This is a genomic window from Variovorax rhizosphaerae, assembly GCF_037889975.1.
Taxonomy (GTDB): Bacteria; Pseudomonadota; Gammaproteobacteria; order Burkholderiales; family Burkholderiaceae_C; genus Variovorax; species Variovorax rhizosphaerae.
Genome location: NZ_JBBKZT010000007.1, coordinates 147,291 through 173,212 on the forward strand (window position 1 = coordinate 147,291; position 25,922 = coordinate 173,212).

Here is a 25,922-nt window from a genome sequence, read left to right on the forward strand (position 1 = left end):
CAGAGACAGGCGGTACAAGTGCTCGAGATTCAACAACTTGGGATGTCCTTCGGCGGCGTGCATGCGCTTTCGGGCGTCTCGCTGGCCGTCGAGCCAGGACGCATCTACGGCCTGATCGGGCCCAACGGCGCGGGCAAGTCGACGGCCATCAACGCGATCACCGGGACGATCGTGCCCAGCGCCGGCCGCATCCTGTGGCACGGCAGGGACGTCTCGCGCTGGCCGCAGCACCGGCGTGCGCGCTCGGGGCTGGCGCGCACCTTCCAGAACCTGGCGCTGTTTCACAAACTGTCGGTTCGGGAGAACGTCACCTGCGGCGCCATCCACGCCCACGACGATGCGGGCCTGCGCGCTGCGGTCGATGCGGCCCTCGACGACTTCGGGCTCGCAGAGGTCGCCGACGAGCCGGTCAACGTCCTCTCCCTGGGGACCCGCAAGCGCGTCGAGATGGCACGCGCCACCGTCGCGAAGCCGAAGCTGCTCCTGCTGGACGAGCCCGCAGCGGGACTGACGGGCAGCGAGATCACCGAGTTCTCCACGCGCATGCGCGAGTTCAGGAACCGGGGTGGGGCCGTGCTGCTGGTGGAGCACGACATGAGCCTGGTGATGAGCTTGTGCGAGCACCTCTTCGTGCTCGACTTCGGCAAGCTGATTGCCGCGGGCACCCCCATCGAAGTTCGTGCGAACCCGGCCGTGCAGGCGGCCTACTTTGGAGCTGGCGATGACGCAGATCACTGAGGTGGAACCCACCACCCTGCTCAAGGTGGACCGCGTGACCGCGGGCTACGGCGGACCGGCCGTCGCGCGCGACGTGTCGCTCGCCATCCGGGAAGGCCGGATCACCGCATTGCTCGGCGCCAACGGTGCCGGCAAGACCACGCTGATGCGTGCCATCTGCGGCATGGTCAAGTTCACCGGTTCGGTCATGTTCGGCCAGGAGGTCCTGTCGGGCCGGCGCACCGAGCAGATCGCGCGTCTCGGGGTTGCGCATGTGCCCGAAGGCCGTGGCACCTTCATCGACCTGAGCGTCGAGGAGAACCTGCGCGTCGGCTGCTTCGCCAGGCCGACCCGGGAGGGGGCCGCCGAGACCCTGGAGCGCATCTACGGCTGGCTGCCCCGGCTTGCCGAGCGGCGCACGCAGCGCGCCGGCAGCCTCTCGGGCGGCGAGCAGCAGATGCTGGCCATCGGCCGTGCCTTGATGGCCAAGCCCAAGGTGCTGCTGCTGGACGAACCGTCTTTCGGACTGGCGCCGCGCGTCGCGGCCGAGGTCATGCGGCTGCTGCGCCGGCTGCAGTCGGAAACCAGCATGGGCATCCTGCTGGTCGAACAGAACATCGAGATCGCGCTGGCGCTGGCGGACGACGCCTATGTGCTGCGAACGGGCGCGGTGGTGGCCAGCGGCCCCGCTTCGCAACTGCGCGGCAGCGACGCGTTGCGCGACGCCTACCTGGGAGCCCACTGATGGAAGCGCTCGTCAATCAAATCGTCGCGGGCCTGACCACGGGCTGTGCCTATGCGCTGATCGGCCTGGCGCTGGTCATCGTCTACCGCAGCACCAGCCACGTCAATTTTGCGCAGGGCGAGATGGCCACCTTGACGACCTATGTCGCCTGGTCACTGCTGCAAGCGGGGGTGCCGTACTGGGTGGCCTTCGCGCTCACCATCGGCGCAGCGTTCCTGCTGGCCGCCAGCCTCGAGCGCTGGGTGATCGGACGCCTCGGCGCCGCGTCCCCGATGGCGACCGTGGCGGCCTTCATCGGCCTGTTCATGGTCATTCACAGCCTCACCGGCTACGTCTGGGGGCATGACGTGCGCGAGCTGCCTAGCCCCTTCCCGGACGGCGCGCTGGCGGGCGGGCTGGTGTCCGGCCACCAGGTGGGCGTGGCCGCCGTCACGGCCGTGCTGCTCGGGTTGTTGTGGGCCTTCTTCCGCTTCACCGCGATGGGGCTGGCCATCCGCGCCGCGGCGCAGAACCCGGGCTCCGCCCGCCTGAGCGGCATCTCGACGCCGGCCATGGCCGCATTCGGCTGGGGCCTGGCGGCAGCCATCGGCGCGGTGGCCGGGATGATGGTCGCGCCGCAGCTCTACCTCGACCCGCACATGATGAGCGGCGTGCTCATCTACGGCTTCGCCGCCGCCCTGATGGGCGGCATCCAGAGCGTGCCCGGTGCGGTCATCGGCGGCCTGGTCCTCGGCGTGGTCGAGAACCTGCTGGGCGCCTACGTCGTCGGCACCCAACTCAAGCTCACCGTGGCCATGGTGCTGATCGTCGGCATGCTGGTCTGGCGCCCCGAAGGGCTGATCGGTCGTCCCAGTGCAAAGCGAGTCTGATGCCATGAACACTTCCAATCGATCCCTTCTTGCCGTCGCCGTGCTTGCTGCATTGCTGCCGCTGTTCGTGCCGGCCTTCCTCACCTTCCAGCTGACCCAGACGATCGGCCTGGGCATCGCGCTGGTCGGGCTCAACCTGCTGACGGGCATGGCCGGCCAGCCTTCGCTCGGCCATGGCGCCTTCTTCGCGATCGGCGCCTACGGCACCGCGATGTTGGCGGAGGCAGGACTGCCCTGGTGGAGCGCGCTGCCGCTGGCTTGCGTGGCGGGGGCCATGCTGGCCTTCGTGATCGGCAAGCCCATCCTGCGGCTGGAACACACCTACCTGGCGCTCGCGACCTTCGCCATTGCGCTGGCCGTGCCGCAACTGGTGCGCAATGCGGCGGTCGAGCGCTGGACCGGCGGGGCGCAAGGCCTGCAGCTCGATCGCCCGGCGCCGCCGGCCTGGCTCGAGCCCTGGGTCAACCAGGACACGTGGATGTACTGGGTGGCGTTGGCGTTGGCCATCGCAGTGGTGCTGGCCGTCCGGCGCCTGGCACGCGGCCGGCTCGGGCTGGAGCTGCGCGCGCTCAGCGACCACACGGTGGCTGCGGCAGGCTGCGGCATCGACGTGCCGCGCAGCAAGGCGCTGGCCTTCGTGCTGAGCGCGGTGTGTGCCTGCATTGGCGGTGGGCTGTATGCGCTCAACGTCCAGCTCGTCACGCCAGATAGCTTCACCCTGTTCCTGTCGCTGACCATGGTGGCGGGGTTGGTGGTGGGCGGGCTGGGCACGGCGCTGGGGCCCTGGATCGGCGCCGTCTTCGTGCAGTTCATTCCATCGGTGGCCGACCGGGTTTCCACCGCGGCGCCCTGGGCGGTCTTCGGCATGGCGATCCTGCTTGTCGTGTTCCTCCAGCCGCGCGGCATTGCCGGGATGCTGCGTCTTCCACTTCGCAACAAGAGGAGCCTCTGATGCCACGCGCAAAGACACCTGAAGAGCGCCAGGAGACCCGCGAACTCATCTGCCAAGTCGGCGAACGCCTGTTCGTCGAGCGCGGCGTGAACGGTGTGAGCATGCGCGACCTGGGCGCCGAACTCGGCCTCAGCCCGATGGCGCCGTACCGCTACTTCAAGGACAAGGCCGAGATCCTGGCGGCCGTGCGGGCCGCCGCCTTCTCGCGCTTCTCCGACACGATCGAGGCGGCGTTCGACAGCGGCAAGACACCGACGGCCCGCGCCCGCGCCATCGGCACGGCCTACCTCGGCTTTGCCATTGCCGAACCCAATGCCTACCGACTGATCTTCGACATGACGCAGCCCGACGAAGACCAGTACCCGGAGCTCGCCTTCCAGAGCGCCCGCGCCAGGGAGATCCTGTCGCGCCAGTCGACGGACCTGATCGCCGCCGGCCTCGCGCCGGACGACATCGAGGAGGTGACCCATTCGCTGTGGTCGGCCGCACACGGCGTGTGCGTGCTCTACATGGCGGGCAAGTTTTCCAGCGCGGACAGCGCGCGTGAGGCCTATCGCAACACGATGCGCTGGCTGTTCGTGGGGCTTCATGCGGACGCGCAGAAGCCCTCTCGTTCCACTTCGAAACCGGTCAAGGAGACCCCATGAAATTGAATCGTCGTACGGTCGTGCTCGGCGCGATCGCTTCAATGGCAGCACCGCTGCCCGCGTTGGCGCAAAAGCGCTACGGCCCGGGCGTGAGCGATACCGAGATCAGGATCGGATCGACGATGCCGTTCAGCGGCCCGGTGTCGATCCTGGGCACGCTGGGCAAGACCTCGCAGGCCTACTTCAACAAGGTCAACGAAGAGGGCGGCATCAACGGCCGCCGCATCAAGCTCATCCAGTACGACGACGGCTACAACCCCGGCAAGGCGCTGGAGCTGACGCGCCGGCTCGTCGAGCAGGACGAGGTGTCGTTCATCTTCGAGACGGTGGGCACGGCGACCAACAACGCAATCCATCGCTACCTCCACGGCAAGAAGATTCCGCAACTGCTCATCTTCAGCGGCGCGAACAAGTGGAACGACGTGGCCAGCGCACCCTTCGCGATCTCGGGCATGCCCACCTACAACGCCGAGGGGCGTGTCTACGCGCGCTGGATCCTCGAGAACATGCCCACGGCCAAGGTTGCCGTGCTGATGCAGAACGACGACTTCGGCCGCGACTACCTGGCGGGCATCAAGGCCGGCCTGGGCGACAAGGCCAAGGACATGATCGTTGCGCAGAGCACCTACGAGACGACCGATGCGTCGGTCGACTCGCAGGTGGTGAGCCTCAAGGGCAGCGGTGCGAACGTGTTCATCTCGTTGTCCAACGGCAAGTTCACCGTGCAGTCGATGAAGAAGGCCAACGACATCGGCTGGAAGCCGCAGGTCATCCTGCCCCTGGGCAGTTCATCGCTCTCCGCGATCATGCGGCCGGCCGGCGCCGACGCGGGCAAGGGCGCCATCACCGGCGTCTACAACAAGCCTGTCTCCGACCCGCAGTTCGACAAGGACCCCGGCGTGGTCGGGCTGCGCGAGTTCCTCAAGAAATGGCTGCCGGAGGCCGACGCGAGCGACTCGCTCGTCGGCGGTGGCTACACGGCGGCGCAGGTGCTGGAGAACATCCTGCGGCGCTGCGGCGACGACCTGACGCGCGAAAACATCATGAAGCAGGCCAGCAGTCTCTCCGGCCTGTCGACCCCGTTGCTCATGCCCGGCATCACGCTGAGCACCAGCGAGAAGGACCACGAGTTGTATGGCCACCTGTGGCTGCAACGTTTCGATGGCAATGCATGGATCCCCTTTGGAAAGGCTCTTTCGGTATGACCACTTCAACACTCAACGTCTTTGTCGCCGGCGGCACCAGCGGCATCAACCTGGCGATTGCCGAGTCCTTTGCGAAGGCCGGGGCGAATGTCGGCGTGCTGTCGCGCGACAGCGAGAAGGTCCATGCGGCCATCGAGCGCCTCGGGTCGCTCAATGGGCAACGTGCCGCCGGCTGGTCGGCCGATGTGCGCGAGTTCGACGCGGTCAAGGACGCGTTGAGCGGATTCCATGCGCGCTTCGGCGCCATCGACGTATTGATCTCGGGTGCCGCGGGCAACTTCCGTGCGCCTGCGCTCGGCATGTCGCCCAAGGGCTTTCGGACCGTGATCGACATCGACCTCATCGGCACTTTCCATGTGCTGTATGCGGCGCACGAGTTCCTGCGCAAGCCCGGTGCCTCGATCATCAACATCTCCGCCTCGCAGGCGTACGTGCCGATGATGATGCAGAGCCATGTCTGCGCGGCCAAGGCCGGCATCGACATGCTGACCCGCACGCTGGCCATGGAGTGGGCGGGCGACGGCATCCGCATCAACTCGATCGCGCCGGGGCCGGTGTCCGACACCGAGGGCATGGTCCGGCTGGCACCGACGCCACAGGCGGCCAAGGAGCTCACCGAGATCGTTCCGATGGGCCGCTGGGCCCGCAAGGACGAGATTGCGGCCGTCGCGCAGTTCCTGGCGTCGCCAGGGTCCGCGATGGTGACCGGGCAGGTGATCCCCGTGGATGGCGGTCTCAACCTTGGGCGCTATTCGCCGAAGCTCGTGGCCGAAGCCGACGCCATGGTCGAGGCCAGCAAGGAAAGGGCCACAGCATGAGCTACCCGACACTGGCATTCGACGACGCGGAAATCCCGGCCAGCGTCGTCCGCGGACGCGCGCTGAGAGCAGCCTCGGGCCTCGCAGCGCTGGGGGTGGGGGAGGGCGACGTCGTGGCCGTCATGATGCGCAACGAGCCCGAGGCCATGGAGGCCATCCTGGCCGCCGGCCACCTGGGCGCCTACTGGTGCGGCCTGAATTGGCACTTCAAGGACGAAGAGGCGGGCTGGGTGTTGCGCGATTCCGGGGCCAAGGCGCTGGTCATTCACGCGGACCTGATTCCGCAAGTCGCGGCCGGTCTCCCGCAAGGGCTCGCAGTCATTGCCGTGCAGCCCCGCGCCATGACGCGCGAGATGTACGGCCTTGCCGACGAAACGGACCTGCCTCGCGGCGCACTCGAATGGGAGGGCTGGCTGCGCGCGCAAACGGAAAGCACCACGCAGCCCAAGCGGGCCAAGGGATTGATGCCCTACACATCGGGCGTCAGCGGCCGCCCCAAGGGCGTCGTGCGCATTGCGTTGCCGGAAGCGCAGGCCGTGAAGCAGGCTGCCGCCACCGCCGAACTCAGCACCCAGGTGCTCGGCGTCACCCCGCAATCGCGCTGCCTGCTCGCGGCGCCGCTGTACCACAGCGCACCGGGCAACTACGCGGCGGCGTGCGCACGGGTCGGGGCGTGGCTGCGGCTGGAACCGCGCTTCGATGCCGAGCAGATCCTGCGGCGGGTGAGCGAGGAACGCATCACGCACCTCTACCTGGTGCCGACGATGTACCAGCGCCTGCTGAACCTGCCGCTGGAGAAGCGCAAGCAGTACGACCTGAGCTCGGTGCAGTTCGTGGCCTCGACGGGTTCGCCCTGCCCGGCGAGCGTCAAGCGCGCCATGATCGACTGGTGGGGCCCGGTGATCCACGAGGCCTATGCGTCGAGCGAGACCGGCTACCTGACCTTCATCACGGCCGAGGAATGGCTGCGCAAGCCCGGCTCGGTCGGCCGGCCGGTGGGTGCCGCCGTGGTCAGGATCTTCGATGAGGGCGGGCAGGCGCTGGGCAAGGGCGAGATCGGCGTCATCCATGGCCGGCAACCGGCATCGCCAGACTTCAGCTACATCAACAACGCCGAGGCGCGCTCGAAGATCGAGCGGGACGGCCTGGTCACGGTCGGCGACATGGGCTATCTGGACGATGACGGCTACCTCTTCATCTCCGGCCGGCAGTCGGACATGGTCATCTCCGGTGGCGTGAACATTTATCCGGCCGAGATCGAGGCCGTGCTGTCGCGCATGCCTGGCGTGGTCGATTGCGCCGTGTTCGGTGTGCCCGACAACGAGTGGGGCGAGGCCCTGGTGGCCGCCGTGCAGCCGGTGGCCGGCCAGGACATCGACGAGAGCGCCGTGCGCGAGTTCGTGCGCGAACGCATGGCCGGCTACAAGGTGCCGAAGTTCGTCACGGTCGAAGCCAGCCTGCCGCGCGAGGACACGGGCAAGGTCTACAAGCGGCGCGTTCGCGATGCCTTCCTGGCGCGCAGCGCCGCGGTGGCCACGAGCTGATCCATGCGCGAGCGAATCGAGGAGCGATCGATGCCAGGCATCAGCCAACCAGAAATCGCCACGAAGCCGGCGGGCGTCGCGGACGGGCGCGCAACATTGCCGCTGTCGGGCGTGCGGATCATCGACCTGAGCACGGTGGTGCTCGGGCCCCTGGCGACGCTGACGCTGGCCGGGCTGGGCGCCGAGGTCATCAAGATCGAGGCGCCGGAAGGCGACAACGTGCGCTCGGCCGGCGTGGCGCGCACCGAAGGCATGGGCCATGTCTTCCTGCACGGGAACCGCGGCAAGCAAAGCGTGGCGCTCGACCTGAAGCAGGCCAGCGCACGCGATGCGCTGCTCGAGCTGTTGCGCACTGCGGATGTGTTCGTCACGAACGTGCGCGTGGCAGCGTTGAAGCGGTTGGGCCTGGATGCGGATTCGCTGCGCGAACGGATGCCCAAGTTGATTCACGTGGTGGCGACCGGCTACGGCTCTGGCGGGCCTTACGCGGGCAAGCCGGCCTATGACGACCTGATCCAGGGGGCGGCCGGCGTTGCGTGGTTGATGCAGCAGCATGTCGGAGGTGAGCCGCGCTATATGCCTGTCTCGTTGGCCGACAGGGTGACGGGCCTGCACCTCGCCTATGCGGTGACCGCTGCCTTGTACCAGCGCGAACGCACCGGGCGCGGCACGCAGGTGGAGGTGCCGATGTTCGAGTGCGTTGCGCATTTCGTGCTGGCCGACCACCTGGCCGGCGAGACCTTCATGCCGGCGCTGGGCAAGGCTGGCTACGACCGGCTGTTGTCGGAAAACAGACGGCCCTACAAGACGGCGGACGGCCACCTCTGCGTGCTGATCTACAACGACGCGCACTGGCAGCGATTCCTTGGCGCGATCGGGCAGGGCACGCGCTTCACGCAAGACCCTCGTTTCTCGTCGCAGGCGGCCCGCTCGCGGAGCATCCACGAGATCTACGGCTTTGTCGGCGAAGTGATGGGCACGCGCTCGACGCGCGAATGGGTGGAACTGCTGGACAAGCTCGACATCCCCAACCAGGTTCCGGCGACCCTCGACGACCTGCTCGATGACCCTCACCTGCACGCCACCGGGCTGCTGGGCGAGGAAGACCATCCGAGCGAAGGGCGACAGCGCACGCTGGGCACGCCCACTGTCTGGCCGCACGCACAGGCCGCCCGACTGCAGCCCGCGCCGCGGCTGGGAGCGCAGGGCGTCGACGTGCTACGCGCCGCTGGCTTTGACGATTCACGTATCCAGGGGCTGCGGGAGTCCGGCGCCCTTTCTTTTTTCAACTGACTTGGAACCATCATGAAGACACGAATCACTGAACTGTTTGGCATCGAACACCCCATCGTCCAGGGCGGCATGCACTGCGTGGGCCTTGCGCCCCTGGCTGCAGCCGTCTCCAACGCCGGCGGCCTGGGCATGATCACCGCGCTGACGCTGCCCACGGCAGAAAAGCTGGCGCAGGAGATCCGGCGCTGCCGCGAGATGACGGACAAGCCCTTTGGCGTCAACCTCACCTTCCTGCCGAGCGTGAAGCAGCCGGACTACCCAGGCTATGTCCGCGCCATCATCGAGGGCGGCGTGAAGGCCGTCGAGACGGCGGGCAACAACCCCGAGCGGGTGCTACCCGCGCTGCAAGCCGCAGGCGTCAAGGTGATCCACAAATGCACGTCGATCCGGCATGCCCTCAAGGCCGAGAAGATCGGCTGCGATGCGGTGAGCGTCGACGGCTTCGAATGCGGCGGTCATCCCGGCGAGGACGACATCCCCAACTTCATCCTGTTGCCCCTGGCGGCGCAGGCGCTGAGGATTCCGTTCATCGCTTCGGGCGGCATGGCCGACGGTCGCTCTTTGGTGGCGGCGCTCGCCCTGGGCGCCGATGGTGTGAACATGGGCACCCGTTTCCTCGCCACCGAAGAGGCACCGGTTCACCAGAACGTCAAGAACGCCATCGTGCTGGCGTCCGAGCTGGATACACGGCTGGTCCTTCGTCCCCTGCGCAATACGGAGCGGGTCCTCACCAATGCGGCCGTGGAACGCCTGCTGCAGAAGGAACGTACGCTGGGCGGGACGATCCAGTTCAGCGACATCGCCCCTGAAGTCGCGGGCGTGTATCCCAAGGTGATGTACGAAGGCCAGATGGATGCCGGCGCATGGAGCTGCGGCATGGTGGCTGGCCTGATCGACGACATTCCTGCGGCCGGGGACCTTGTCCGGCGCATCATGAAGGAGGCGAATTCGATCATCCGGGGACGGCTCGGCGAGCTGGTGGCCGAAGAGGAATTCGCTTGAGCGGCATGCGGCGCTTCTGACGACGTCCACCTGCCGCGCAAAGTTAAAGCTACGCGCTTGAGCGTCGACAGGTCGACCTCGAGCCGCGCAATCTTCAATCCACGCGCTTGAGCGTCGACAAGTCGACTTCTCCGTCCTGGCTCGTGAAGGTGGCGCCGCCGGGGGCGGACCCGCTGGCCTGCGACACGCCGGTGATGCGATGGTCGCCCGTGTCGTATTGCGTCACGCGGCCATCGCTCTCTACGGCCAAGCGTCTTTGCTCGGGGAAGTATGCATAGCGCATGCCGCCCTGCTGGCCGCTGCTCGACGGGTCGCTCAGCCCTGCGGGCCACCAACTGCTGTCTGGCGGGGCCATCGGCTTCATAGGCTCCATCGGCCTCATTGGCTCCATTGGCTTCATTGGCTTCATGGGTTCCATTGGTTTCGTCCCTTCAATAGGCAATAGGGCTTGTTGGATGCAGCTCGTTCAACTGCTTGCTCGCGCGGCGTTCCTCAGATCCCGGATCTGGTCGTGGTTCCTCTGCGCGCCGTCGGCTTGTTGCTGCACCACCGAACGCACATCGGCGGGCAGGCTCTGCTTGAGCGCCTTGCGGTAGCGTGCGATCGCGGTGTCCTCCCCGCGTTCGCATGATTCAAGGATCGACAGTTCGCTGTCGGCACCCACGCCGCCCATGAGTTGGACCCACCCGCGGTGTAGGGCGCCGGCCGCCGTGCCGCCCTCGGCAGGCTCACCGCCGTACTGACGGATCAGCGCGATCAGCTGCTCGCCGGCCAGGCGGCATCCTTCGGCGCGGCTCGCGAACAACTGCTTCGCGCTGGCTGTCTCGACCTGCTCCGCGCAGGTGTGGAAACCGTACTCGCCATCGCGTGCGTTTTCCAGCAGGTCGTTGAGCACATCCACGACCCCCTCGTCGGTGAGGTCCTCATGGTTGACGATGTCGCTGCCATTCGCCTGCTTGCCGTGGTAAGTGTCATCGACCCGCTCCCATGCCGCGCGAGTCGCCGGCCGTGCCTGTTCCCAGTCGAGGTTCGAGCTGCCCCGGCGGGTTTCCCATTCGCTCGCCAGCGCGGGCTCGGCCACGTCGTAGTCGACGCCACGCTCGGCACGACCCGACCAGCCCAAGGCATAGGCAGGCCGGTAGTCGTCGTAGGACCGGCCCGCGTCGTAATAGCTTTCCTTCTGATAGTTCTCGCGCCAGTACGCATCTTCCTGCGTCGGGTTGCCCGCCTCGGCCACGGCCTTGCCACCCAGGCCGCCCATGATGGCTCCCGCCACCAGCCCGACAAGCGTTCCGCCAGGACCTGCCAGCGAGCCGGCCGCAGCGCCCGCGAGTGCGCCGCCCGTCGCCCCCAGGCCGGTGCCTACCGGATGCGCCCCCGGGGTGCCCGTGATGGGATCGCGATTCGGTGTGCCGACGCCCAATGCGCCGTCGTCTGTTGCCATGCTGACTCCTTGAAATGCCTCGTGCGAGGCGGCCGATTGCCGGGGATGAAGAAGACCCTGCAATATGGGCACCGGGAGTCGAGACGCTCGTCATCCGCGCCTCATGGCCGCTGTAGGTATTCGGCTTGCCGCCCTCAAGGAGTTGCCGTCGCGCGGTCGGTTCGCCGTCGGACAGGCGAGACGCACAACGCGCTATTTCTTGATCTCGAGCTTGAAGACCCGTTCGGTTCCGACGGTATCGGAACGCACCGCGTAGTAGCCATCGGTGGTCTGCAGGATGTACCGGCACCATTCTTCCGTGGGTACGCCTTTCCATTCGATCAGCACGCAGTACCGCCCATCATCGGAGATGTGCCATTTGCCAGGCGAGGTCGACGGTCGACCCACCGAACCCACGGCACCCGCACCGCGGTTGTCCGATGAAATGACGAAGCTGCCGCCCGGATCGTTGCTCCAGTAGTGCACGTTTCCTCGACCGCTGATCCTGCTCATCTTGGCGCCGGTGAGCAGCTCCGTCACCTCCTCCTTCGACAGCTTCCTGGGGCTCTTCGACTCCAGGTCGCGAAGCACCATGTCGGACTGGGCGGCCCCTTCGGTAGCGAGCAATGGCAGGAGCAGGGCGGGGATCCATTTCGTGATCGAGACTCGCATGAACTTGTTCCTTGATAGGGTCAGGGAGACGGGGTTGGCAATGATCCGCAGCGTCGAGTCTGGCGTGATCGGTCGCCGGCCGCCACCGGCCATTCGGCCACTGGACCCAACCGAATCGCCAGGCCATACGTCAAGGAGAAGCGCTGGAGTCCTACGCGTCGATTGCGCGTTCGGCAAGGTGAACGGCGTGCGCCGCCGCTACGCTGACCGCTTCCTTGACTCCCAGAGAACGAACACATGATTTGCAAAGCCATGGTGATCGCAGCAGCGGTCACGCTCGCAGCCTGTTCCAGCCCCGCGCCCAAGGTCGCAGCCACCGCCAACCAGCCTGATCCGACCATCCTGCTGGTGCCTGTGGTGGTGACCGACCCAGCGCTGAGTTCCGGGTGCTGGGCGCAGTTCTATTCGGACCGCAACTTCCAGGGCGACATGGCGACCCTGGTTGGCCCGGCGGAACTGGCGACGCTCGACAAAGGTACTGCGCAGCAACTCAAGCGCCAGATCGACAGCGTGACGGTCGGTCCGAAGGCCACGCTGCAGGTGTACGAGCACAGCATGTTTCGCGATCGCGTCGTCAACTTTCCGGCCAACAGCCGCGAGGGTGGGTTGATCCGCAAGCTCGGATTCGGCGGACGCATCGAAGCCATGCGTCTGGTGTGTTCATGACAGCGTCCTGGGAGCAAGGGCTCCCATTTTTGGCATTGCCTCTTTGTGAGGACGACTGGTCAACGTTGGGGGCCTGACCTCGTCGCAGGCACCGATCTCGAGTTGGCCCAAGGCCGTCATCTGCGTTCCAGCCCCGAGAGAGATCACGCAGCGTGATGGCAACCATCACGAGTAAGAACTTGTCATGGATAGGTACAAACCCTAATATGGGTCGGTCTGAACCTGACTTTCCCATTGGAGGAATCCATGACCCGCTTTATCCATGTCGAGCAGCCCTTGACCCATGCCGGAGTCGAACGTGTCGGAACAGCGATCCATCAGCTCTATGGCACGTTGGCGTCGGCCCTGACGCGAAGCCGCGCGAAGCGAAAGCGAAACGCAGCATCCCCGACCGGATCCGCTGAGGGAAAGATGTTGAGAGATCCAGCAGCGTGTGAATGGGATGACTGGAGGCCGATTCGGGACGTTGACGATGGCGACCGCCCAAGCAGTGCGTCGCCAGCGCAACTTCGCGTACGAACGGCCATGGCGCCTGCCGTCGGCCTCAACTAGCGTCGGGGCAAGCCAGAGCTTCGCTGGAAGCTGGCCGGCAGCGAAGACCGCTGCGCCCAACCTGCTTCGGCGTGCCGCCTTGCGTCGGCTTGGGCTTTCCAGGTCGACGCATGTCGCGTGTCTCTGCCCTGCGCTCGCCGGACATTGCAGCCTTGTCGGTTCCAATCGCTCCGCCTTCCGCGACCTTGTGCATGTCGCTGCCACGCGGGCTTACGCCTTGCGTCAGCCGGGAGTCCTTGCGCGCCTCTTTGCGATGGGCGAGGGCTCGCGCAGGGCGTGCCCCTGAATGCGCTGGGCCGTCTTTTGAATCGTCGGGCGACTGCCTCGTCCCCCGCTGCGCGGGTGCGCAAGAAAGATCCTCGGAGTGCGAACCCCGAGGACCAAATCCACCAAGGAAGGGTGGAGGAGACATTCGACGCACCAAGCCAGGGCAGCGGTCGCTGCGCGATGGCCACGAACACTTGTCGTGAGCAACTTGCGTGCCGTTCGCGCACGCCTTGGACAAGCGCTCGGGCGGTGCGTCGTGCCTGCGCCACCTTCACTCGACCACGGTCACCTTGTCAGGCGCCCATCCGCCATGAAAGCCGAAGGGAACGCGAACAGGCAGGCGGATCGTGGCAACCGGCTCGCCGGCAAAGTCCTGTGCATCCAGGATCACGACGTCGCTGAGGTCGCGCCGAGGGTCGTAGACATAGGACAGGATCCAGCCTTCATCCTCTGCGGTGGCGCCCGGCTTGCGCACGAACACGGGCTCCGACGTCATCTGGCCCGGACCGTAGTCATGGACCTCGGTGGTGGAACGCTGCAGGTCGTGCTTCATCGAGGGTCCGAAGGCCACGTCGTCGCCCCAGTAAGCGGTGTAGGCGAAGCGATAGGCCTGCCCGCCGTAGCGGCCGTTGATCCGCGCGAATTCGACGCCGCGATCGTCGATCACCGTCTCGCTCAAGCGCCCGGTCGGGCGGTGGAGCGTCCAGCGCACCAGGACGGGCGCACCTTCGTTGGGCCCGTTCTGGTCGGTGTGGAACATCCGGTGATGGCGCATCAGGTCGACGATGGTGAGATCACCGTCGTCATAGGCGTTGGCAAAGTGGAAGGCAAAGCAGCGCGGCGCTTCGAACCACTGGATCGCCGCCGCGTCACCCTTTCGCGGCAGCAGCCCGATGCGCGAGGCTCGTTTCTCGTCCCAGAGCCACGGGAAGTCCGTGTGGGAGAGTTCCGGCTGGAAGGTCACCGGGAAGTCGGGCACCACGATGAAGGACTGGGTGAACGCCATGTCGTGGATGAGCGGGATGTGCGGCAGGTCGATGCGCGCTTTGGTCGTGGCGCGCCCGTCGGCGTCGACCGTGATGTAGCGCACCGGCTGGAACGGCTCATAGGCCAGCGCATGGTGCTCGCCGATGAGCGGATCGAACTTCGGATGCCCGGTGAAGCCCGCTTCGAGCGTGCCGTTGAAATCGGTGCGTCGCACACTCGCCAGTTCGTCGTCGAGTTCGACCGGAAGGCTGCCTGCCTCCACGACGGCGCAGAGCTTGCCGCCGACGTTCATCAGGCTGGTGTTGACGTTGCCGTCGCGCGCGCCTTCTCCGGGCCCAGGGATCGGCTTGCGGCTCAAGACCCTTGCGGCATCCCGATCGAGCACGAAGCGGCTGCGAAACCATTCCGCCTTGCCGCCGCGCAGTCGCAGTCCATGTGCCATCCCCGAGCCCGCGAACCAGTGATGGCGCACGAGTTGCACGCGGTCCAGTTCGTCGATCGGATTGGGCCCGATGCGCAGGAAGCGGCCGTTCAGTTCTTCCGGGATGCGGCCGATCACCTCCAGGTCGAAGGCCGTGACCTCGCTCTTGAGGGGTGCGAAGTTACCCGCGACGTAGGGCGCGCCGGTACTGTTCGCGGAAGCGATCCGCTCGGCCGTTGCATGCATGTTCATGTTCAGCTCCTTGCAGTTTGGGTGGAGGTCACGAAAGCCAGCAGGTCGGCATTGAGCTTGGCCCTGTCGGTGTCGCCCAGCGCATGCGAGCCGCCGGGGTAGATCTTCAGCACCGAGCCCCTGACCAGCTTGGCCGACAGCAGCGCCGATGCGGCGATGGGCACGATCTGATCATCGTCGCCGTGGATGATCAAGGTTGGAACGTCGATCTTCTTCAGGTCCTCGGTGAAGTCGGTCTCCGAAAAGGCCTTGATGCAGTCGTAGGCGTTCTTGTGGCCGGTCATCATTCCCTGCGCCCACCAGGCCTGGATCATCCCCTGCGACACCTTGGCGCCCGGGCGGTTGAAGCCGAAGAAGGGGCCGCTGGCGATCTCCAGGAAGAACTGCGAGCGGTCGGCCAGGTAGGACTTTCGAAAGCCGTCGAACACATCCATCGGCAGCCCGCCGGGATAGGCCGCGGTCTTCACCATGATGGGCGGCACCGCGCCCATCAGCACCACGCGTGCGACGCGGCGGCTGCCGTGCCGGCCGATGTAGCGTGCCACCTCGCCGCCGCCGGTGGAGTGGCCGATCATCGTCACGTTCTTCACATCCAGCGATGTGAACAGCTCTTCCAGGTCGTCGGCGTAGGTGTCCATGTTGTTGCCGTTCCAGGGCTGGCTCGAACGGCCGTGGCCGCGGCGATCGTGCGCGATGCAGCGAAAGCCGTTCGATGCCAGGTGGAACATCTGCGATTCCCATGCGTCCGAGTTCAAGGGCCATCCGTGGCTGAAGCTGACAACGGGGCCGGAGCCCCAGTCCTTGTAGTAGATCTGCGTGCCGTCCTTGGTGGTGAAGGTGCTCATGGTTCGCCTTTCGCGGGGAAGGGTGGAAGTTCGGTTGGCGGCCTGTCGGCTTGCAGCGGGCGTGTCGTTGGCGGAAGTCGCCAATGGAATGCCGAACGCCGCTGCGGCGGCTGCGCTGCCCACAAGCAGTCGGCGCCGTGTGGTCGGCAGGCTTGTCGCGGATGGGGGTGCCTTCATGGTGTATCTCCGTCGTGGATCGACGCCGGCTGCATGCGCCTGCGGTGTCGACGGGCATAGCGTGACGCACATCCGGTGGTGGCGCATCGCCAGGAGGTCCAACCCGGACCTCATACCTTTTGGCCAGATCCAGTCCTCAGAGGCGCTGAGCCAGTTGCAGGGCCGCATCGAGGTTCAGCGATCGCCCCTCGCTCCACGCATCGTCGAAGGCCTCGTCGTCGTTCAAGGCATCTCGTGCGTCATTCACCAGGCGTTGGTGCCGCGCACGCTGTGGCGCGGACATCGGCGCGCCGATGGCCTCGCGCAGACGCTCGGTGCAACCCCACAGGCGTGCCGCACAGGTCACGTTCGCAAACGCCAGCCACAAGCCCGCGCAGGCATCCAGCAAGGTCGCGCAGAAGAGTGCGTCACCGGCTGGAACAATGCCCAGCGCCTCCCCCAGGTGGGACTTCGCGGCCGCGATGTCACCCCTGTCATGCGCGACTGTCGCAAGCCCGACCAGGGTCCTGGCGATGCCGGGCCTGTCCCCCAGGTCGCGGTGCCCTTGCAGGGCTTCCAGCAGCAAGGCATGCGCCGCCGCAAGGTCACCCAGCGCATGCCTGACTTCGCCAAGCACCGAGAGCGCCAGTGCCGCGCGCCAGGCGCCGATGTCGCGGCTGACACGGACGCATTCCTCCAGCAGCGATTGCGCCGCGGCGTACTCGCCTGCATCGCAGGCAACAGCGCCGAGGCACTGCAGGCCCATGGAGATGCTGCGTCGGTCGTCGATCGCGCGTGCAATGGACAGGGCGTCCTCGTAGAGACCGCGGGCCGCTGCCGGCTCGCCGCGCGAGTTGGCGATGCTGCCCAGGCTGATCAGCGAACGGACGATTCCCCGACGGTTGCCCTCCCGGCTCCAGATCGCGAGGGCCTGCCGATGTCGGATCTCTGCCGGCTGGTAGTCGCCCTGGAGGTAAGCAAGCGCTCCGGCAGCGTGGAACGCGCTGGCGTGCGCGTCCCGGTGCGCGACGTCGGGTGCGATAGCCAACAGGCGGGCGATCCATGCGCGGCCCTCGGCATAGTGGCCGCGCATCCGCCAGAACCAGTGGAGCGCGCCTGCAAGGGCGAGGCCCTGCTCGGCGCGCGACGGCGCGGCTTCGCACCACGCCAGCGCGGCCCGAATGTTGTCGTGCTCCTGGTCGAGTTGCAGGAGCTTCGCCTGCAGCTCGGAATCGGTCTGCATCGGGTCGAGCAGCTTGCCGGCCATGTCGAGGAAGAAGGCAAGTTGGCGATTGCACGTCGCCTCGTCTTCGCCGCTCTCGCGCAGCCGGTCCTGTGCGTAGTGGCGCACGGTTTCGAGCACACCGAAGCGTGCTGCGTCGCCTTGCGTCTCGGTCATGACGAGGCTCTTGTCGGTCAGCGAGGCCAGAAGGTCGAGCACCTCGGTGCCTTCGACACTTCCGCCGCTGCAGACGGACTCGGCTGCCTGCAAGCTCCAGCCGCCGGCGAACACCGAAACCCGCCGAAGGACGGCTCGCTCGGCAGCACCCAGCAGTTCGTGGCTCCAGTCGATCAGGGAGCGCAGCGTGCGATGGCGAGGCAGGGCCGCACGTGAGCCGCCGGTGAGCATGCCGAAGCGGTCGGCCAGCCGGCTGTCGAGTTCCTGGATCGACATGACCCGGGTGCGCGTGGCCGCCAGTTCGATGGCCAGTGCGATGCCGTCCAGGCGGCGACAGATCGACGCCAGCACCGGCGCATCCGTCGCCGTGACCTGGAACGCTGGCCGCTGCAGTCCGGCCCGGTCGATGAAAAGGCGCACGGCCTCGCAGCCCATGATCTCTTCGTCGCTTGTCGAATCCAGGCGCGCCGGCGGCATGGCGAGCGACGGCACGCGGTAGATGAGTTCGCCCTCGATGCCCAGGCGCTCGCGGCTCGTCACGAGCAGCGAGAGTCCGGCACAGCGCCGCAACAGCGCGTCGGCGAGTGGCGCGCACGCTGCGATGAGATGTTCGGCGTTGTCGAGCAACAGCAGGACCTGCCGCGACGCGAGCCATTCGGTCGCCGTCTCCATGAGTTCCTGACCCGACCGCTCGCTGATGCCCAGTGCCTTTGCCATGGCATGGGGTAGCAGCGAAGGGTCGCTCAGGGGCGCGAGCTCGACGAGCCAGGCGCCGTCGGAATACTGGCCTTGCAAAGTGCTCGCCACCTGCAACGCCAGCCGGGTCTTGCCGCAGCCACCGGCACCGCTCAGCGTCAGCAGCCGCGTGGTGGCCAGCCACTGCCTGATCTCCGCGATTTCACGCTCGCGGCCGATGAAGTTCGTCAGGCTGTGCGGGAGGTTGTGCATCGGCGTCGTCGGTCTGGCATCGACGGCGAGGTCGAAGCGGTAGCCACGCCCGGAGATGGTCGTGATCGCGTCGGGCCCCAGCACCTTGCGCAGCGCCGAGACATGCACCTGCAGCGTGTTCTGTTCGACGATCACGCTGCGCCAGACCTGCGCCAGCAGTTCGTCCTTGCCGACCAGGTGGCCGGCGCGACCGACCAGTGCGACCAGCAGGTCGAAGGCGTGAGGGCCGAGGTGAACGGCCTGCCCGCCCGCGAGCAAGCGGCGCTCATCGGGCTGAAGCTCGAAGCGGCCGAACCAGTAGCGGGGCGATGCGGCGGAAGCGGTCATGGAAGCGATGCCAGGCGCCTGTGCGTCGCGCAGTCTAAGTTGCGGCGCCAAACTTCAGGAAAACTTCAGGCCGCCACCCAGGACACCGGCCCCGGCCAGCGCGAAGATCCCGGCTGCGGCTTCGGATCGAAGCCGCGGACAGGAGGATATTCATGAACCAGCTTGTGTCCGCTCGGCCGGCACTTTTGGTGAAGCACCCTGATCCGCTCTTGCGTGCGGGTGTCGAGGCAGCGTTGCGCCGGCACGCGGCCTTCGAGACCCTCGTCGATGGCGTCGATGGTCCGGACTTGGCCCGACACCGCATCGACGTCGTCATCGTCGACTACGACAACGCGATGCATCTGGCCTGTTCTGTCCGCCCATCCGGCGACGGGCTTGCAGGCGCAAGGATCGTCATCGTGACGACCAATGATCGCGAGGCGGACATCCGGCGTGCGTTCGAGGCGGGGATCCATGGGTACATCCTGCTGGGAGGACCATTGGATGAACTGACAGACGGCGTGACCGCGGTGGCCGCCGGCCTGCGCTACGTGTCCCGCTCTGTCGCACAACGCATGGCCGACAGCCTGACCCGAACAGCCCTCACTGCCCGCGAGATGCAGGTGCTGAGCCTGGTCGCGGGCGGTGAATCCAACAAGTCGATCGCCCGCGATCTCGCGATTGCGGCAGGGACCGTCAAGTCCCACATGACGGCGATCATGAGCAAGCTCGGCGCCACATCGCGCACCCAGGCCGCCAGCATCGCATCCGCGCGCGGGCTCGTCGAGCAACATGCCGTGAGACGTCCGTCGGGCGTGCAGCGGCACGCGGGTACGGTGGTGGCGTGCATGACTTTTCCGCTCGAGCTTTGCACAGGCCTGTCATGGCCGATGGCCTTGTACGCACCTGCCGTGGGAAATTGGGCGGCGATCGTGTGACGCGAGCAACCCCCGGACTTGAAGCTGCCCGATCTCAAGATCACCGTCACGCACCGGTCGGATCGTTCGGGCACGACCTTTAACTTCGCCAACTACCTTGGCAAGGTGAGCGAGGATTGGAAGGCGACGGTCGGTGAGGGCACCTTGCTCAAGTGGCCCACAGGCTATGGTGGCAGTGGCAATGACGGCGTGACCCGCTATGTCAACTACGTCAAGGGCTCGATCGGCTACGTGGAATTGAGCTACGCCATCGAGCACAAGATGACCTACACCCTGCTGCGCAACAAGAGCGGGGCCTTCGTCAGTCCTTCTCCCGAGAGCTTCGAGGCCGCAGCGGCCAGCGCGACCTGGTCGAGCCCCGACTTCTACCAACTGCTGACCGATGCGCCCGGCGCGCAGTCATGGCCCATCACTGCGACGACGTTCGCACTGCTGCCGCAGCACCCGCGGGACGCAGCCCGCTCGGCGGAGGCCTTGGGCTTCTTCAAGTCTGCGCTGTCGAGCGGCCGGCTCGACGCCCGGAAGCTCGGCTACGTGCCGCTGCCAGAAAGCCTCGTCAAGCAGATCGAGGCGACCTGGGAAAACGGCAAGTAGGAGCCGGTTTCGGCGCGATTGGGAAGGGTCTGGTGAAGGGTCTCGTCGTCGGCTGATCCGGCGACGGTCACTGTTGCGCACTGGCGCTTCGCATTGCCCGGCTCTCAGGGAAACGGAGCGTTGATCGGGTAACAACTGTGAACGAGAATTCGTGCTGCGGCAGCTTGTCGCGATGGCAAGCGGCTTGCGCTCACCGACTTTGATGGCCAAGAGAATCGTGTTCGTTTCCAGGCGCAACTCCCTGCGCAGCATCTTGGCGCAGGCGTGTCTCGTGCATCTCGCGAAGGACCGGTTTGCGGTTGTTTCCTGCGGCCACCCCCGGCACGTCAGTCCGTCGATTCACCCTGCGGCGGTGGGTGCGCTGCGGAGCGCCGGCATCGCAGTGCCTGAGGTCCAGCCGCGGGGCTGGAACGACCTGGCTCGGCCGGGCGCGGCCCGAGTCGATTTCGTCATCACGCTGGACGAGCCCACGCAAATCCTGGAACCCAGTTGGCCCGGTCAACCGTATTCCGCTTTGTGGGCCTTCCCGGACACGGCGGCATCTGCCAACGCCGAGGACGCGGCCCGCGCTGCCACCTTGATCCTCTACGGCTTGCGCCGTCGGCTGGAATTGCTCATCAGCCTTCCGCTGCAGGGCGCCGACCCGGCCGCGATACGTTCCGACATCCGCGACCTCGGATACATGGATTGACGCCGACAGCGGCGCGCTCAACGGCCCTGCTGGGCGAGCTCTCGAGCCTGGGCTTCCAGCACCAGCCGATCGACCCGCTCGTCCGGCAGGTTGACGAGCAACTCCACGTGGCGGCGAATCTCGTGCAGCACGTGCCGGAACGCGGCGGCTTCATCGTCGGGGTTGGCATGCAGCGGATTCGGGTGAGACCAGTGCGCGGTGCCGGGCTCGCCGGGCAAGTCGGGCATCGGCTCGCCGGCAGTCGCGTCACACAAGGTCACGACGAGATCCATGTGCGGCGAGCCGGGCCGGGTGAATTCCGCCCACCTCTTGCGCCGCAGGCCGGCCACCGGCAGGCCGGCCTCGGAGAGCGCGCGGAAAGTGCGCCGGTCGGGCTCCTCGTCGTCCACGCCGGTGCTGCCGGCGGAGAACGCGCGAAAGCGCATGCCCCCGAGGCGCTGCAGCAGCGACTCGGCCATCAGGCTGCGCACCGAGTTGTCGTTGCAGACGAAAAGAACGTTGATGCGATTGCGGCCGTCCATGCGCTCTCCAGTGTTCGCGAAACCGGCAGGCCGATGTCGCGTGACTGACTCGAAAGCATCATTCTGCTGTCACGGGCGACATCGCGCTGTCCCGCGTCTCCCTTGCCTTCGCAAGCATGTAGTCGATGAAGGTCGTGGCGGCACGTGTGCGATGACGGCCGGGCATGTAGAGCATGTACATGTGCGTGCCGAAGATGGAAAGGCGCCACTCCCTCAGCGCAGCCACCACTTCTCCGTTTCGCAGTTCCTCGGTGAACACGTAGTCCGGCACGATGCCCACGCCCAGGCTCGCCTGGACCGCCTTGCGCAGGAAGAGAAAGTTTTCCGAGATGAGGGTTGGCTCCAGCAGCACCTCGTGCCGCTCCTCGCCCAGGTAGGCCGAGACGCGAAGCTGCCGTCCGTGTACGGCCGAGGTGATCAGCGGCACATGCGGCAGGTCACCCAGTTCCGCGGGCATGCCGTGTTCACGTGCCCAGGCGCTGCTCGCGCATGCCACGTAGTGCACCGGCCCCATGTCGCGCGCCACCAGGTTCTGCGGTGGCTCGGACATGACGCGAACCGCAATGTCCACCTCCTCGCGCATCAGGTCCTCCACACGGTTCTCGAACATCACGTCCAGCACGATGCCGGGGTAGGCGCGCTTGAATTCCACCAGCCAATCCGACATGACGAGTTGCCCGTAGCCACTGGGCACCGACAGCCGCACGCGCCCCTGCAGGCTCTTTCCGAGGGCCACCGATTCGCTGGCGGCCTGCAACTCGTTGCGGATCGCGCAGCCGTGTGCATACAGTCGCAGCCCGATCTCGGTGGGCTCGATGCGGCGGGTGGTGCGGCGCAACAGTTGCTGGCCCAGCTCGCGTTCGAACTGGCCGAGGCGGTGGCTCACGTTGGCGCGGCTCATGCGCAGGCGGCGCGCGGCCTCGCTGAGGTTGCCGGCTTCGACGATCTCGACGAACAAGGTGAGGGCGTTCTGGTCCATGGCTTTTCACTGTCAAGTACAGGTTGACAGTGTGTCAATCCCCAGGGGAATTGTCGATATGGGATTGTCAGATCAGAATTTGCGCAAGGCCCGCTTCGCGGCCAACGCGCTTTTGGAGACAAGTTCATGACCACCGCTTCCGCACCCGCCGATGTCATACGCAGCGCCCGCCACGGCGACGTGCAGTGCATCACCATCGCCAACCCGCCCGTCAATGCCATCTCCTCGGCCGTGCGCCGCGGGCTGAAGGCAGCGATCGAGGCTGCCGACGCCGATGCCTGCGTGAAGGCGATCGTCATCGTGGGCGAGGGCGCCAACTTCGTGGCCGGCGCGGACATCCGTGAATTCGGCCAGGCACCGCAACCGCCGTCGCTGCCCGAGGTGTGCAACCGCATCGAAGCCTGCGGCAAACCCGTGATCGCCGCCATCCGCGGTGCGGCGCTGGGCGGGGGGCTCGAGATCGCGCTGGCCGCGCACTACCGCGTGGCGCTGCATGACGCCAAGCTGGGCCTGCCCGAGGTGCAACTGGGCCTGATGCCCGGTGCCGGCGGCACGGTGCGCGCACCGCGGCTGGTCGGTGCGCAGGCTGCATTGGACCTGACGCTCAGCGGCCGCCACGCCAAGGCAAAAGAAGCCTTGTCACTGGGCCTGGTGGACGAACTGGCCGCCGGCGAGGACGCACAGGCAGCGGGTCTCGCATACGCCGGCAAATTGCTGGCGCAGGGCGCCGGCGTGCGCCGCACGCGCGACGCACAAGGCCTGGCCGACCGCGCCGTGGCGCAGGCCGCCATCGACGCTGCAAAGGCCGACACGGCCAAGAAGTCGCGCGGCTTGTTCTCGCCCATGAAAATCGTCGAGGCCGTGCAGGCCGCGCTCGACAAGTCCTTCGACGAGGCCATCAAGCTGGAGCGCGAGGCCTTTCTTGCCTGCATCGACAGCCCGCAGCGCGCCGGCCTCATTCATGCCTTCTTCGCCGAGCGCGAAGTGGCCAAGGTGCCCGAGGCCAAGGCCGCGCAGCCGCGCAAGCTGGAGAGCGTGGGCATCGTCGGCGGCGGCACCATGGGGGCGGGCATTGCCGTGTCCGCGCTCGACGCGGGCTTCCCCGTGGTGATGGTCGAGCGCGACACAATCTCCATCGACCGCGGCCGCGCCAACGTCGAGAAGGTCTACGACGGCCTGGTCGCCAAGGGCCGCATGACGCCCGAGGCCAAGGCCACGGTGATGGCCCGCTACACCGGCAGCACCGACTACGCCGCCTTCGCCGACGTGGACCTGGTCATCGAAGCGGTGTTCGAGGACATCGAGGTCAAGAAGGGCGTGTTCAAGGAACTGGACCGCGTGTGCAAGCCCGGTGCGGTGCTGGCGACCAACACCTCCTACCTGGACATCGACGCGATTGCCGCCAGCACCTCGCGCCCGCAGGACGTGATCGGTCTGCACTTCTTCAGCCCGGCGAACATCATGAAGCTGCTGGAGATCGTCGTGCCCGCCAAGGTCAGTGCCGACGTGGTGGCCACCGCCTTCGTGCTGGCCAAGCGCATGAAGAAGGTCGCGGTGCGCGCGGGCGTGTGCGATGGCTTCATCGGCAATCGCATCCTGGCCGTCTACCGGCAGGCGGCGGACCACATCCTCGAGGACGGCGCCAGTCCCTATGAGATCGACGCCGCGGTGCGCGGCTTCGGCTACCCGATGGGGCCGTTCCAGGTGTCGGACCTGGCGGGTGGCGACATCGGCTGGGCCACCCGCAAGCGCAAGGCTGCCACGCGCGACCCCAATGCCCGCTACGTCGAAGTGGCCGACCGCATCTGCGAGCGCAGCTGGTTCGGCCAGAAGACCGGCCGCGGCTATTACCTGTATCCCCAGGGCGCCCGCGCGGGCCAGGAGGATCCTGAAGTCCTGGCCATCGTCGACGCCGAACGGCAGAAGAAGGGCGTCACGCCGCGCCCCTTCAGCGCCGACGAGATCATGCGCCGCTACATGGCCGCGATGGTCAACGAGGGCGCCAAGGTGGTGGCCGAGGGTATCGCGCTGCGGCCGCTGGATGTGGACGCGACCTTCCTCTACGGCTACGGCTTTCCGCGCCATCGCGGTGGCCCGATGAAGTACGCCGATACCGTGGGCCTGCCCAGGATCTTGGAAGACATTCGCGCTTTCGCAAAGGACGACCCGTTGTTCTGGAAGCCCGCGCCACTGCTCGAAAAGCTCGTGGCCGAGGGCAAGGATTTCTCGAGTCTCAACCAGCCGCAAGGCTGAATTCCATCCATCCGTGCCGCATCCTCCGCAAGTCGGAGGAGGGCGGCACTCACCCTGAACCTTCAAGGACAAGTCCATGCGCCAAGCTGTCATCGTCTCCACCGCCCGCACGCCGCTCACCAAGTCGCACCGCGGCGAATTCAACATCACGCCCGGCCCGACGCTCGCAAGCTTCGCGGTGCGCGCAGCCGTCGAGCGCTCGGGCATCGACCCGGCATTGATCGAGGACGCCATCCTCGGCTGCGGCTATCCCGAGGGCATCACCGGCCGCAACATCGCGCGGCAGGCCATCATCCGCTCCGAGCTGCCGCTCTCCATCGCCGGCACCACGGTCAACCGCTTCTGCGCCTCGGGCCTGCAGGCCATCGCCATCGCCGCCGGGCGCATCGTGGTGGACGGCGCACCGGCCATGATCGCGGGCGGTATCGAAAGCATCTCGGGCATCCGCACGCGTGAAGACGGCAATTCGGGCATGGACCCGTGGATCGTCGAGCACAAGCCGGCGCTGTACATGGAGATGATCGACACCGCCGACATCGTGGCGCAGCGCTACGGCATCGGCCGCGAGGCGCAGGACCGCTTCTCCGTCGAAAGCCAAACCAAGACTGCGCAGGCGCAGGAAGCTGGCCGCTATCGCGACGAGATCGTGCCTGTCACGACTACCATGGCCGTGAAGGACAAGGACACCGGCGAGGTCAGCAAGAAGCAGGTGACCGTGGACCACGACACCTGCAATCGCGCCGGCACCACCTACGAGTCATTGGCCAAGCTGGCGCCGGTGAAGGGCGCCGACAAGTTCATCACCGCGGGCAACTCCTCGCAGCTGTCCGACGGCGCCAGCGCCTGCGTGCTGATGGAAGCCAAGGAAGCCGAGCGCCTCGGCCTGCAAGCGCTGGGCGCCTTCCGCGGCATGGCGGTGGCCGGTTGCGAGCCCGACGAAATGGGCATCGGCCCGGTGTTCGCCGTGCCCAAGCTGCTGAAGCGCTTCGATCTCAAGGTCGAGGACATCGACCTGTGGGAACTCAACGAAGCCTTCGCTTCGCAATCCATCTATTGCCAGCAGACGCTGGGCATCCCGGCCGAGCGACTCAACGTGGACGGCGGCGCCATCTCCATCGGCCATCCCTTCGGCATGACCGGCGCACGGCTGGCCGGCCACATCCTGCTCGAAGGGCGCCGCCGCAAGGCCAAGTGGGGCGTGGTCACGATGTGCATCGCGGGCGGCATGGGCGCGGCGGGCCTCTTCGAAATCTTTTGATT

At 66.7% G+C, this 25,922-nt stretch carries 24 protein-coding genes; 16 read left to right on the forward strand and 8 right to left on the reverse strand.

Going from position 1 to position 25,922, the window contains the following annotated elements; genetic code table 11:
- The first annotated feature begins 18 nt into the window (after nt 1–18).
- From WKW82_RS16335 to WKW82_RS16380, 10 genes are read left to right on the forward strand one after another with little or no spacing between them, the layout of a single operon-like run.
- Complete coding sequence (locus WKW82_RS16335; RefSeq protein WP_340343363.1) at nt 19–738, forward strand: ABC transporter ATP-binding protein; 720 nt, start codon at nt 19–21, stop codon at nt 736–738.
- Nucleotides 722–1,462, forward strand: a complete 741-nt coding sequence (locus WKW82_RS16340; protein WP_340343364.1) for an ABC transporter ATP-binding protein — start codon at nt 722–724, stop codon at nt 1,460–1,462. The genes WKW82_RS16335 and WKW82_RS16340 overlap by 17 nt, the downstream gene beginning before the upstream one ends.
- On the forward strand, nt 1,462–2,331 hold the full coding sequence (locus WKW82_RS16345; RefSeq protein WP_340343365.1) for a branched-chain amino acid ABC transporter permease: 870 nt from the start codon (nt 1,462–1,464) through the stop codon (nt 2,329–2,331). The genes WKW82_RS16340 and WKW82_RS16345 overlap by 1 nt, the downstream gene beginning before the upstream one ends.
- Before the next feature lie 4 nt (nt 2,332–2,335).
- The gene (locus WKW82_RS16350) at nt 2,336–3,283 is read left to right on the forward strand and encodes a branched-chain amino acid ABC transporter permease (protein ID WP_340343366.1); all 948 of its coding nucleotides are present in this window, start codon (nt 2,336–2,338) and stop codon (nt 3,281–3,283) included.
- Complete coding sequence (locus WKW82_RS16355; protein WP_340343367.1) at nt 3,283–3,930, forward strand: TetR/AcrR family transcriptional regulator; 648 nt, start codon at nt 3,283–3,285, stop codon at nt 3,928–3,930. The genes WKW82_RS16350 and WKW82_RS16355 overlap by 1 nt, the downstream gene beginning before the upstream one ends.
- Nucleotides 3,927–5,135, forward strand: coding sequence for an ABC transporter substrate-binding protein (locus WKW82_RS16360; protein ID WP_340343368.1), 1,209 nt, complete (start codon nt 3,927–3,929; stop codon nt 5,133–5,135). The genes WKW82_RS16355 and WKW82_RS16360 overlap by 4 nt, the downstream gene beginning before the upstream one ends.
- Nucleotides 5,132–5,953 (forward strand): SDR family oxidoreductase, encoded by an 822-nt coding sequence (locus WKW82_RS16365; protein ID WP_340343369.1) that lies wholly within the window; start codon nt 5,132–5,134, stop codon nt 5,951–5,953. The genes WKW82_RS16360 and WKW82_RS16365 overlap by 4 nt, the downstream gene beginning before the upstream one ends.
- On the forward strand, nt 5,950–7,497 hold the full coding sequence (locus WKW82_RS16370) for an AMP-binding protein (RefSeq protein WP_340343370.1): 1,548 nt from the start codon (nt 5,950–5,952) through the stop codon (nt 7,495–7,497). The genes WKW82_RS16365 and WKW82_RS16370 overlap by 4 nt, the downstream gene beginning before the upstream one ends.
- Nucleotides 7,498–7,527: 30 nt before the next feature.
- On the forward strand, nt 7,528–8,790 hold the full coding sequence (locus WKW82_RS16375) for a CaiB/BaiF CoA transferase family protein (protein ID WP_340343371.1): 1,263 nt from the start codon (nt 7,528–7,530) through the stop codon (nt 8,788–8,790).
- Nucleotides 8,791–8,802: 12 nt separating this feature from the next.
- Nucleotides 8,803–9,792, forward strand: a complete 990-nt coding sequence (locus WKW82_RS16380) for an NAD(P)H-dependent flavin oxidoreductase (protein ID WP_340343372.1) — start codon at nt 8,803–8,805, stop codon at nt 9,790–9,792.
- Nucleotides 9,793–9,886: 94 nt separating this feature from the next.
- On the opposite strand, the gene WKW82_RS16385 is transcribed toward WKW82_RS16380, so the two are convergent.
- The 3 genes from WKW82_RS16385 to WKW82_RS16395 all read right to left on the reverse strand — a co-directional run bounded on the left by WKW82_RS16385 (nt 9,887) and on the right by WKW82_RS16395 (nt 11,887).
- Nucleotides 9,887–10,156: a hypothetical protein gene (locus WKW82_RS16385; RefSeq protein WP_340343373.1), complete on the reverse strand. Its 270-nt coding sequence runs from the start codon at nt 10,154–10,156 to the stop codon at nt 9,887–9,889.
- Between the two features lie 102 nt (nt 10,157–10,258).
- Nucleotides 10,259–11,236, reverse strand: a complete 978-nt coding sequence (locus WKW82_RS16390; protein ID WP_340343374.1) for a ferritin-like domain-containing protein — start codon at nt 11,234–11,236, stop codon at nt 10,259–10,261.
- 192 nt (nt 11,237–11,428) lie between these two features.
- Nucleotides 11,429–11,887, reverse strand: a complete 459-nt coding sequence (locus WKW82_RS16395; RefSeq protein ID WP_340343375.1) for a DUF995 domain-containing protein — start codon at nt 11,885–11,887, stop codon at nt 11,429–11,431.
- A gap of 237 nt (nt 11,888–12,124) precedes the next feature.
- On the opposite strand from WKW82_RS16395, the gene WKW82_RS16400 reads away from it, so the two are divergent.
- Nucleotides 12,125–12,553 carry a hypothetical protein gene (locus WKW82_RS16400; RefSeq protein ID WP_340343376.1) on the forward strand — a complete coding sequence of 143 codons (429 nt, stop codon included), beginning with the start codon at nt 12,125–12,127 and terminating at the stop codon, nt 12,551–12,553.
- Nucleotides 12,554–13,643: 1,090 nt separating this feature from the next.
- Here the strand turns inward: WKW82_RS16400 and WKW82_RS16405 are convergent.
- From WKW82_RS16405 to WKW82_RS16415, 3 genes are all read right to left on the reverse strand, one after another.
- Nucleotides 13,644–15,032 (reverse strand): carotenoid oxygenase family protein, encoded by a 1,389-nt coding sequence (locus WKW82_RS16405; RefSeq protein ID WP_340343377.1) that lies wholly within the window; start codon nt 15,030–15,032, stop codon nt 13,644–13,646.
- A gap of 2 nt (nt 15,033–15,034) precedes the next feature.
- The gene (locus WKW82_RS16410) at nt 15,035–15,877 is read right to left on the reverse strand and encodes an alpha/beta fold hydrolase (protein WP_422823499.1); all 843 of its coding nucleotides are present in this window, start codon (nt 15,875–15,877) and stop codon (nt 15,035–15,037) included.
- A gap of 313 nt (nt 15,878–16,190) precedes the next feature.
- Nucleotides 16,191–18,707 (reverse strand): ATP-binding protein, encoded by a 2,517-nt coding sequence (locus tag WKW82_RS16415; protein ID WP_340343379.1) that lies wholly within the window; start codon nt 18,705–18,707, stop codon nt 16,191–16,193.
- Nucleotides 18,708–18,859: 152 nt separating this feature from the next.
- Between WKW82_RS16415 and WKW82_RS16420 the strand changes: the two genes are divergently transcribed.
- The 3 genes from WKW82_RS16420 (at nt 18,860) to WKW82_RS16430 (ending at nt 20,909) form a co-directional block, all read left to right on the forward strand.
- Nucleotides 18,860–19,624 (forward strand): LuxR C-terminal-related transcriptional regulator, encoded by a 765-nt coding sequence (locus WKW82_RS16420; RefSeq protein WP_340343380.1) that lies wholly within the window; start codon nt 18,860–18,862, stop codon nt 19,622–19,624.
- A gap of 18 nt (nt 19,625–19,642) precedes the next feature.
- Entirely contained in the window at nt 19,643–20,218 is a 576-nt protein-coding gene (pstS, locus tag WKW82_RS16425) for a phosphate ABC transporter substrate-binding protein PstS (RefSeq protein ID WP_340343381.1), read from the forward strand.
- 151 nt (nt 20,219–20,369) lie between these two features.
- Nucleotides 20,370–20,909, forward strand: a complete 540-nt coding sequence (locus WKW82_RS16430; RefSeq protein ID WP_340343382.1) for an arsenate-mycothiol transferase ArsC — start codon at nt 20,370–20,372, stop codon at nt 20,907–20,909.
- A 17-nt stretch (nt 20,910–20,926) separates the two neighbouring features.
- Here the strand turns inward: WKW82_RS16430 and WKW82_RS16435 are convergent, their stop codons facing one another.
- Complete coding sequence (locus WKW82_RS16435) at nt 20,927–21,430, reverse strand: arsenate reductase/protein-tyrosine-phosphatase family protein (RefSeq protein WP_340343383.1); 504 nt, start codon at nt 21,428–21,430, stop codon at nt 20,927–20,929.
- A gap of 58 nt (nt 21,431–21,488) precedes the next feature.
- A complete protein-coding gene (locus WKW82_RS16440) occupies nt 21,489–22,409 on the reverse strand; it encodes a LysR family transcriptional regulator (RefSeq protein WP_340343384.1) in 921 nt (306 codons plus the stop codon).
- A 126-nt stretch (nt 22,410–22,535) separates the two neighbouring features.
- Here WKW82_RS16440 and WKW82_RS16445 point away from each other — a divergent pair, with 126 nt between their 5' ends.
- Both WKW82_RS16445 and WKW82_RS16450 read left to right on the forward strand, forming a co-directional pair.
- Nucleotides 22,536–24,662 carry a 3-hydroxyacyl-CoA dehydrogenase NAD-binding domain-containing protein gene (locus WKW82_RS16445; RefSeq protein ID WP_340343385.1) on the forward strand — a complete coding sequence of 709 codons (2,127 nt, stop codon included), beginning with the start codon at nt 22,536–22,538 and terminating at the stop codon, nt 24,660–24,662.
- Nucleotides 24,663–24,738: 76 nt separating this feature from the next.
- A complete protein-coding gene (locus WKW82_RS16450) occupies nt 24,739–25,920 on the forward strand; it encodes an acetyl-CoA C-acyltransferase (RefSeq protein WP_340343386.1) in 1,182 nt (393 codons plus the stop codon).
- The last annotated feature ends 2 nt before the right edge of the window (nt 25,921–25,922 follow it).

Coding starts and splice junctions, on each gene's coding strand:
- WKW82_RS16435 (WP_340343383.1), bottom strand. CDS start 21,430: ATGGACGGCCGCAATCGCATCAACGTTCTTTTCGTCTGCAACGACAAC.
- WKW82_RS16360 (WP_340343368.1), top strand. CDS start 3,927: ATGAAATTGAATCGTCGTACGGTCGTGCTCGGCGCGATCGCTTCAATG.
- WKW82_RS16440 (WP_340343384.1), bottom strand. CDS start 22,409: ATGGACCAGAACGCCCTCACCTTGTTCGTCGAGATCGTCGAAGCCGGC.
- WKW82_RS16420 (WP_340343380.1), top strand. CDS start 18,860: ATGAACCAGCTTGTGTCCGCTCGGCCGGCACTTTTGGTGAAGCACCCT.
- WKW82_RS16405 (WP_340343377.1), bottom strand. CDS start 15,032: ATGAACATGCATGCAACGGCCGAGCGGATCGCTTCCGCGAACAGTACC.
- WKW82_RS16390 (WP_340343374.1), bottom strand. CDS start 11,236: ATGGCAACAGACGACGGCGCATTGGGCGTCGGCACACCGAATCGCGAT.
- WKW82_RS16385 (WP_340343373.1), bottom strand. CDS start 10,156: ATGAAGCCGATGGCCCCGCCAGACAGCAGTTGGTGGCCCGCAGGGCTG.
- WKW82_RS16395 (WP_340343375.1), bottom strand. CDS start 11,887: ATGCGAGTCTCGATCACGAAATGGATCCCCGCCCTGCTCCTGCCATTG.
- WKW82_RS16375 (WP_340343371.1), top strand. CDS start 7,528: ATGCCAGGCATCAGCCAACCAGAAATCGCCACGAAGCCGGCGGGCGTC.
- WKW82_RS16445 (WP_340343385.1), top strand. CDS start 22,536: ATGACCACCGCTTCCGCACCCGCCGATGTCATACGCAGCGCCCGCCAC.
- WKW82_RS16345 (WP_340343365.1), top strand. CDS start 1,462: ATGGAAGCGCTCGTCAATCAAATCGTCGCGGGCCTGACCACGGGCTGT.
- WKW82_RS16415 (WP_340343379.1), bottom strand. CDS start 18,707: ATGACCGCTTCCGCCGCATCGCCCCGCTACTGGTTCGGCCGCTTCGAG.
- WKW82_RS16400 (WP_340343376.1), top strand. CDS start 12,125: ATGATTTGCAAAGCCATGGTGATCGCAGCAGCGGTCACGCTCGCAGCC.
- WKW82_RS16410 (WP_422823499.1), bottom strand. CDS start 15,877: ATGAGCACCTTCACCACCAAGGACGGCACGCAGATCTACTACAAGGAC.
- WKW82_RS16450 (WP_340343386.1), top strand. CDS start 24,739: ATGCGCCAAGCTGTCATCGTCTCCACCGCCCGCACGCCGCTCACCAAG.
- WKW82_RS16350 (WP_340343366.1), top strand. CDS start 2,336: ATGAACACTTCCAATCGATCCCTTCTTGCCGTCGCCGTGCTTGCTGCA.
- WKW82_RS16365 (WP_340343369.1), top strand. CDS start 5,132: ATGACCACTTCAACACTCAACGTCTTTGTCGCCGGCGGCACCAGCGGC.
- WKW82_RS16380 (WP_340343372.1), top strand. CDS start 8,803: ATGAAGACACGAATCACTGAACTGTTTGGCATCGAACACCCCATCGTC.
- WKW82_RS16370 (WP_340343370.1), top strand. CDS start 5,950: ATGAGCTACCCGACACTGGCATTCGACGACGCGGAAATCCCGGCCAGC.
- WKW82_RS16340 (WP_340343364.1), top strand. CDS start 722: ATGACGCAGATCACTGAGGTGGAACCCACCACCCTGCTCAAGGTGGAC.
- WKW82_RS16355 (WP_340343367.1), top strand. CDS start 3,283: ATGCCACGCGCAAAGACACCTGAAGAGCGCCAGGAGACCCGCGAACTC.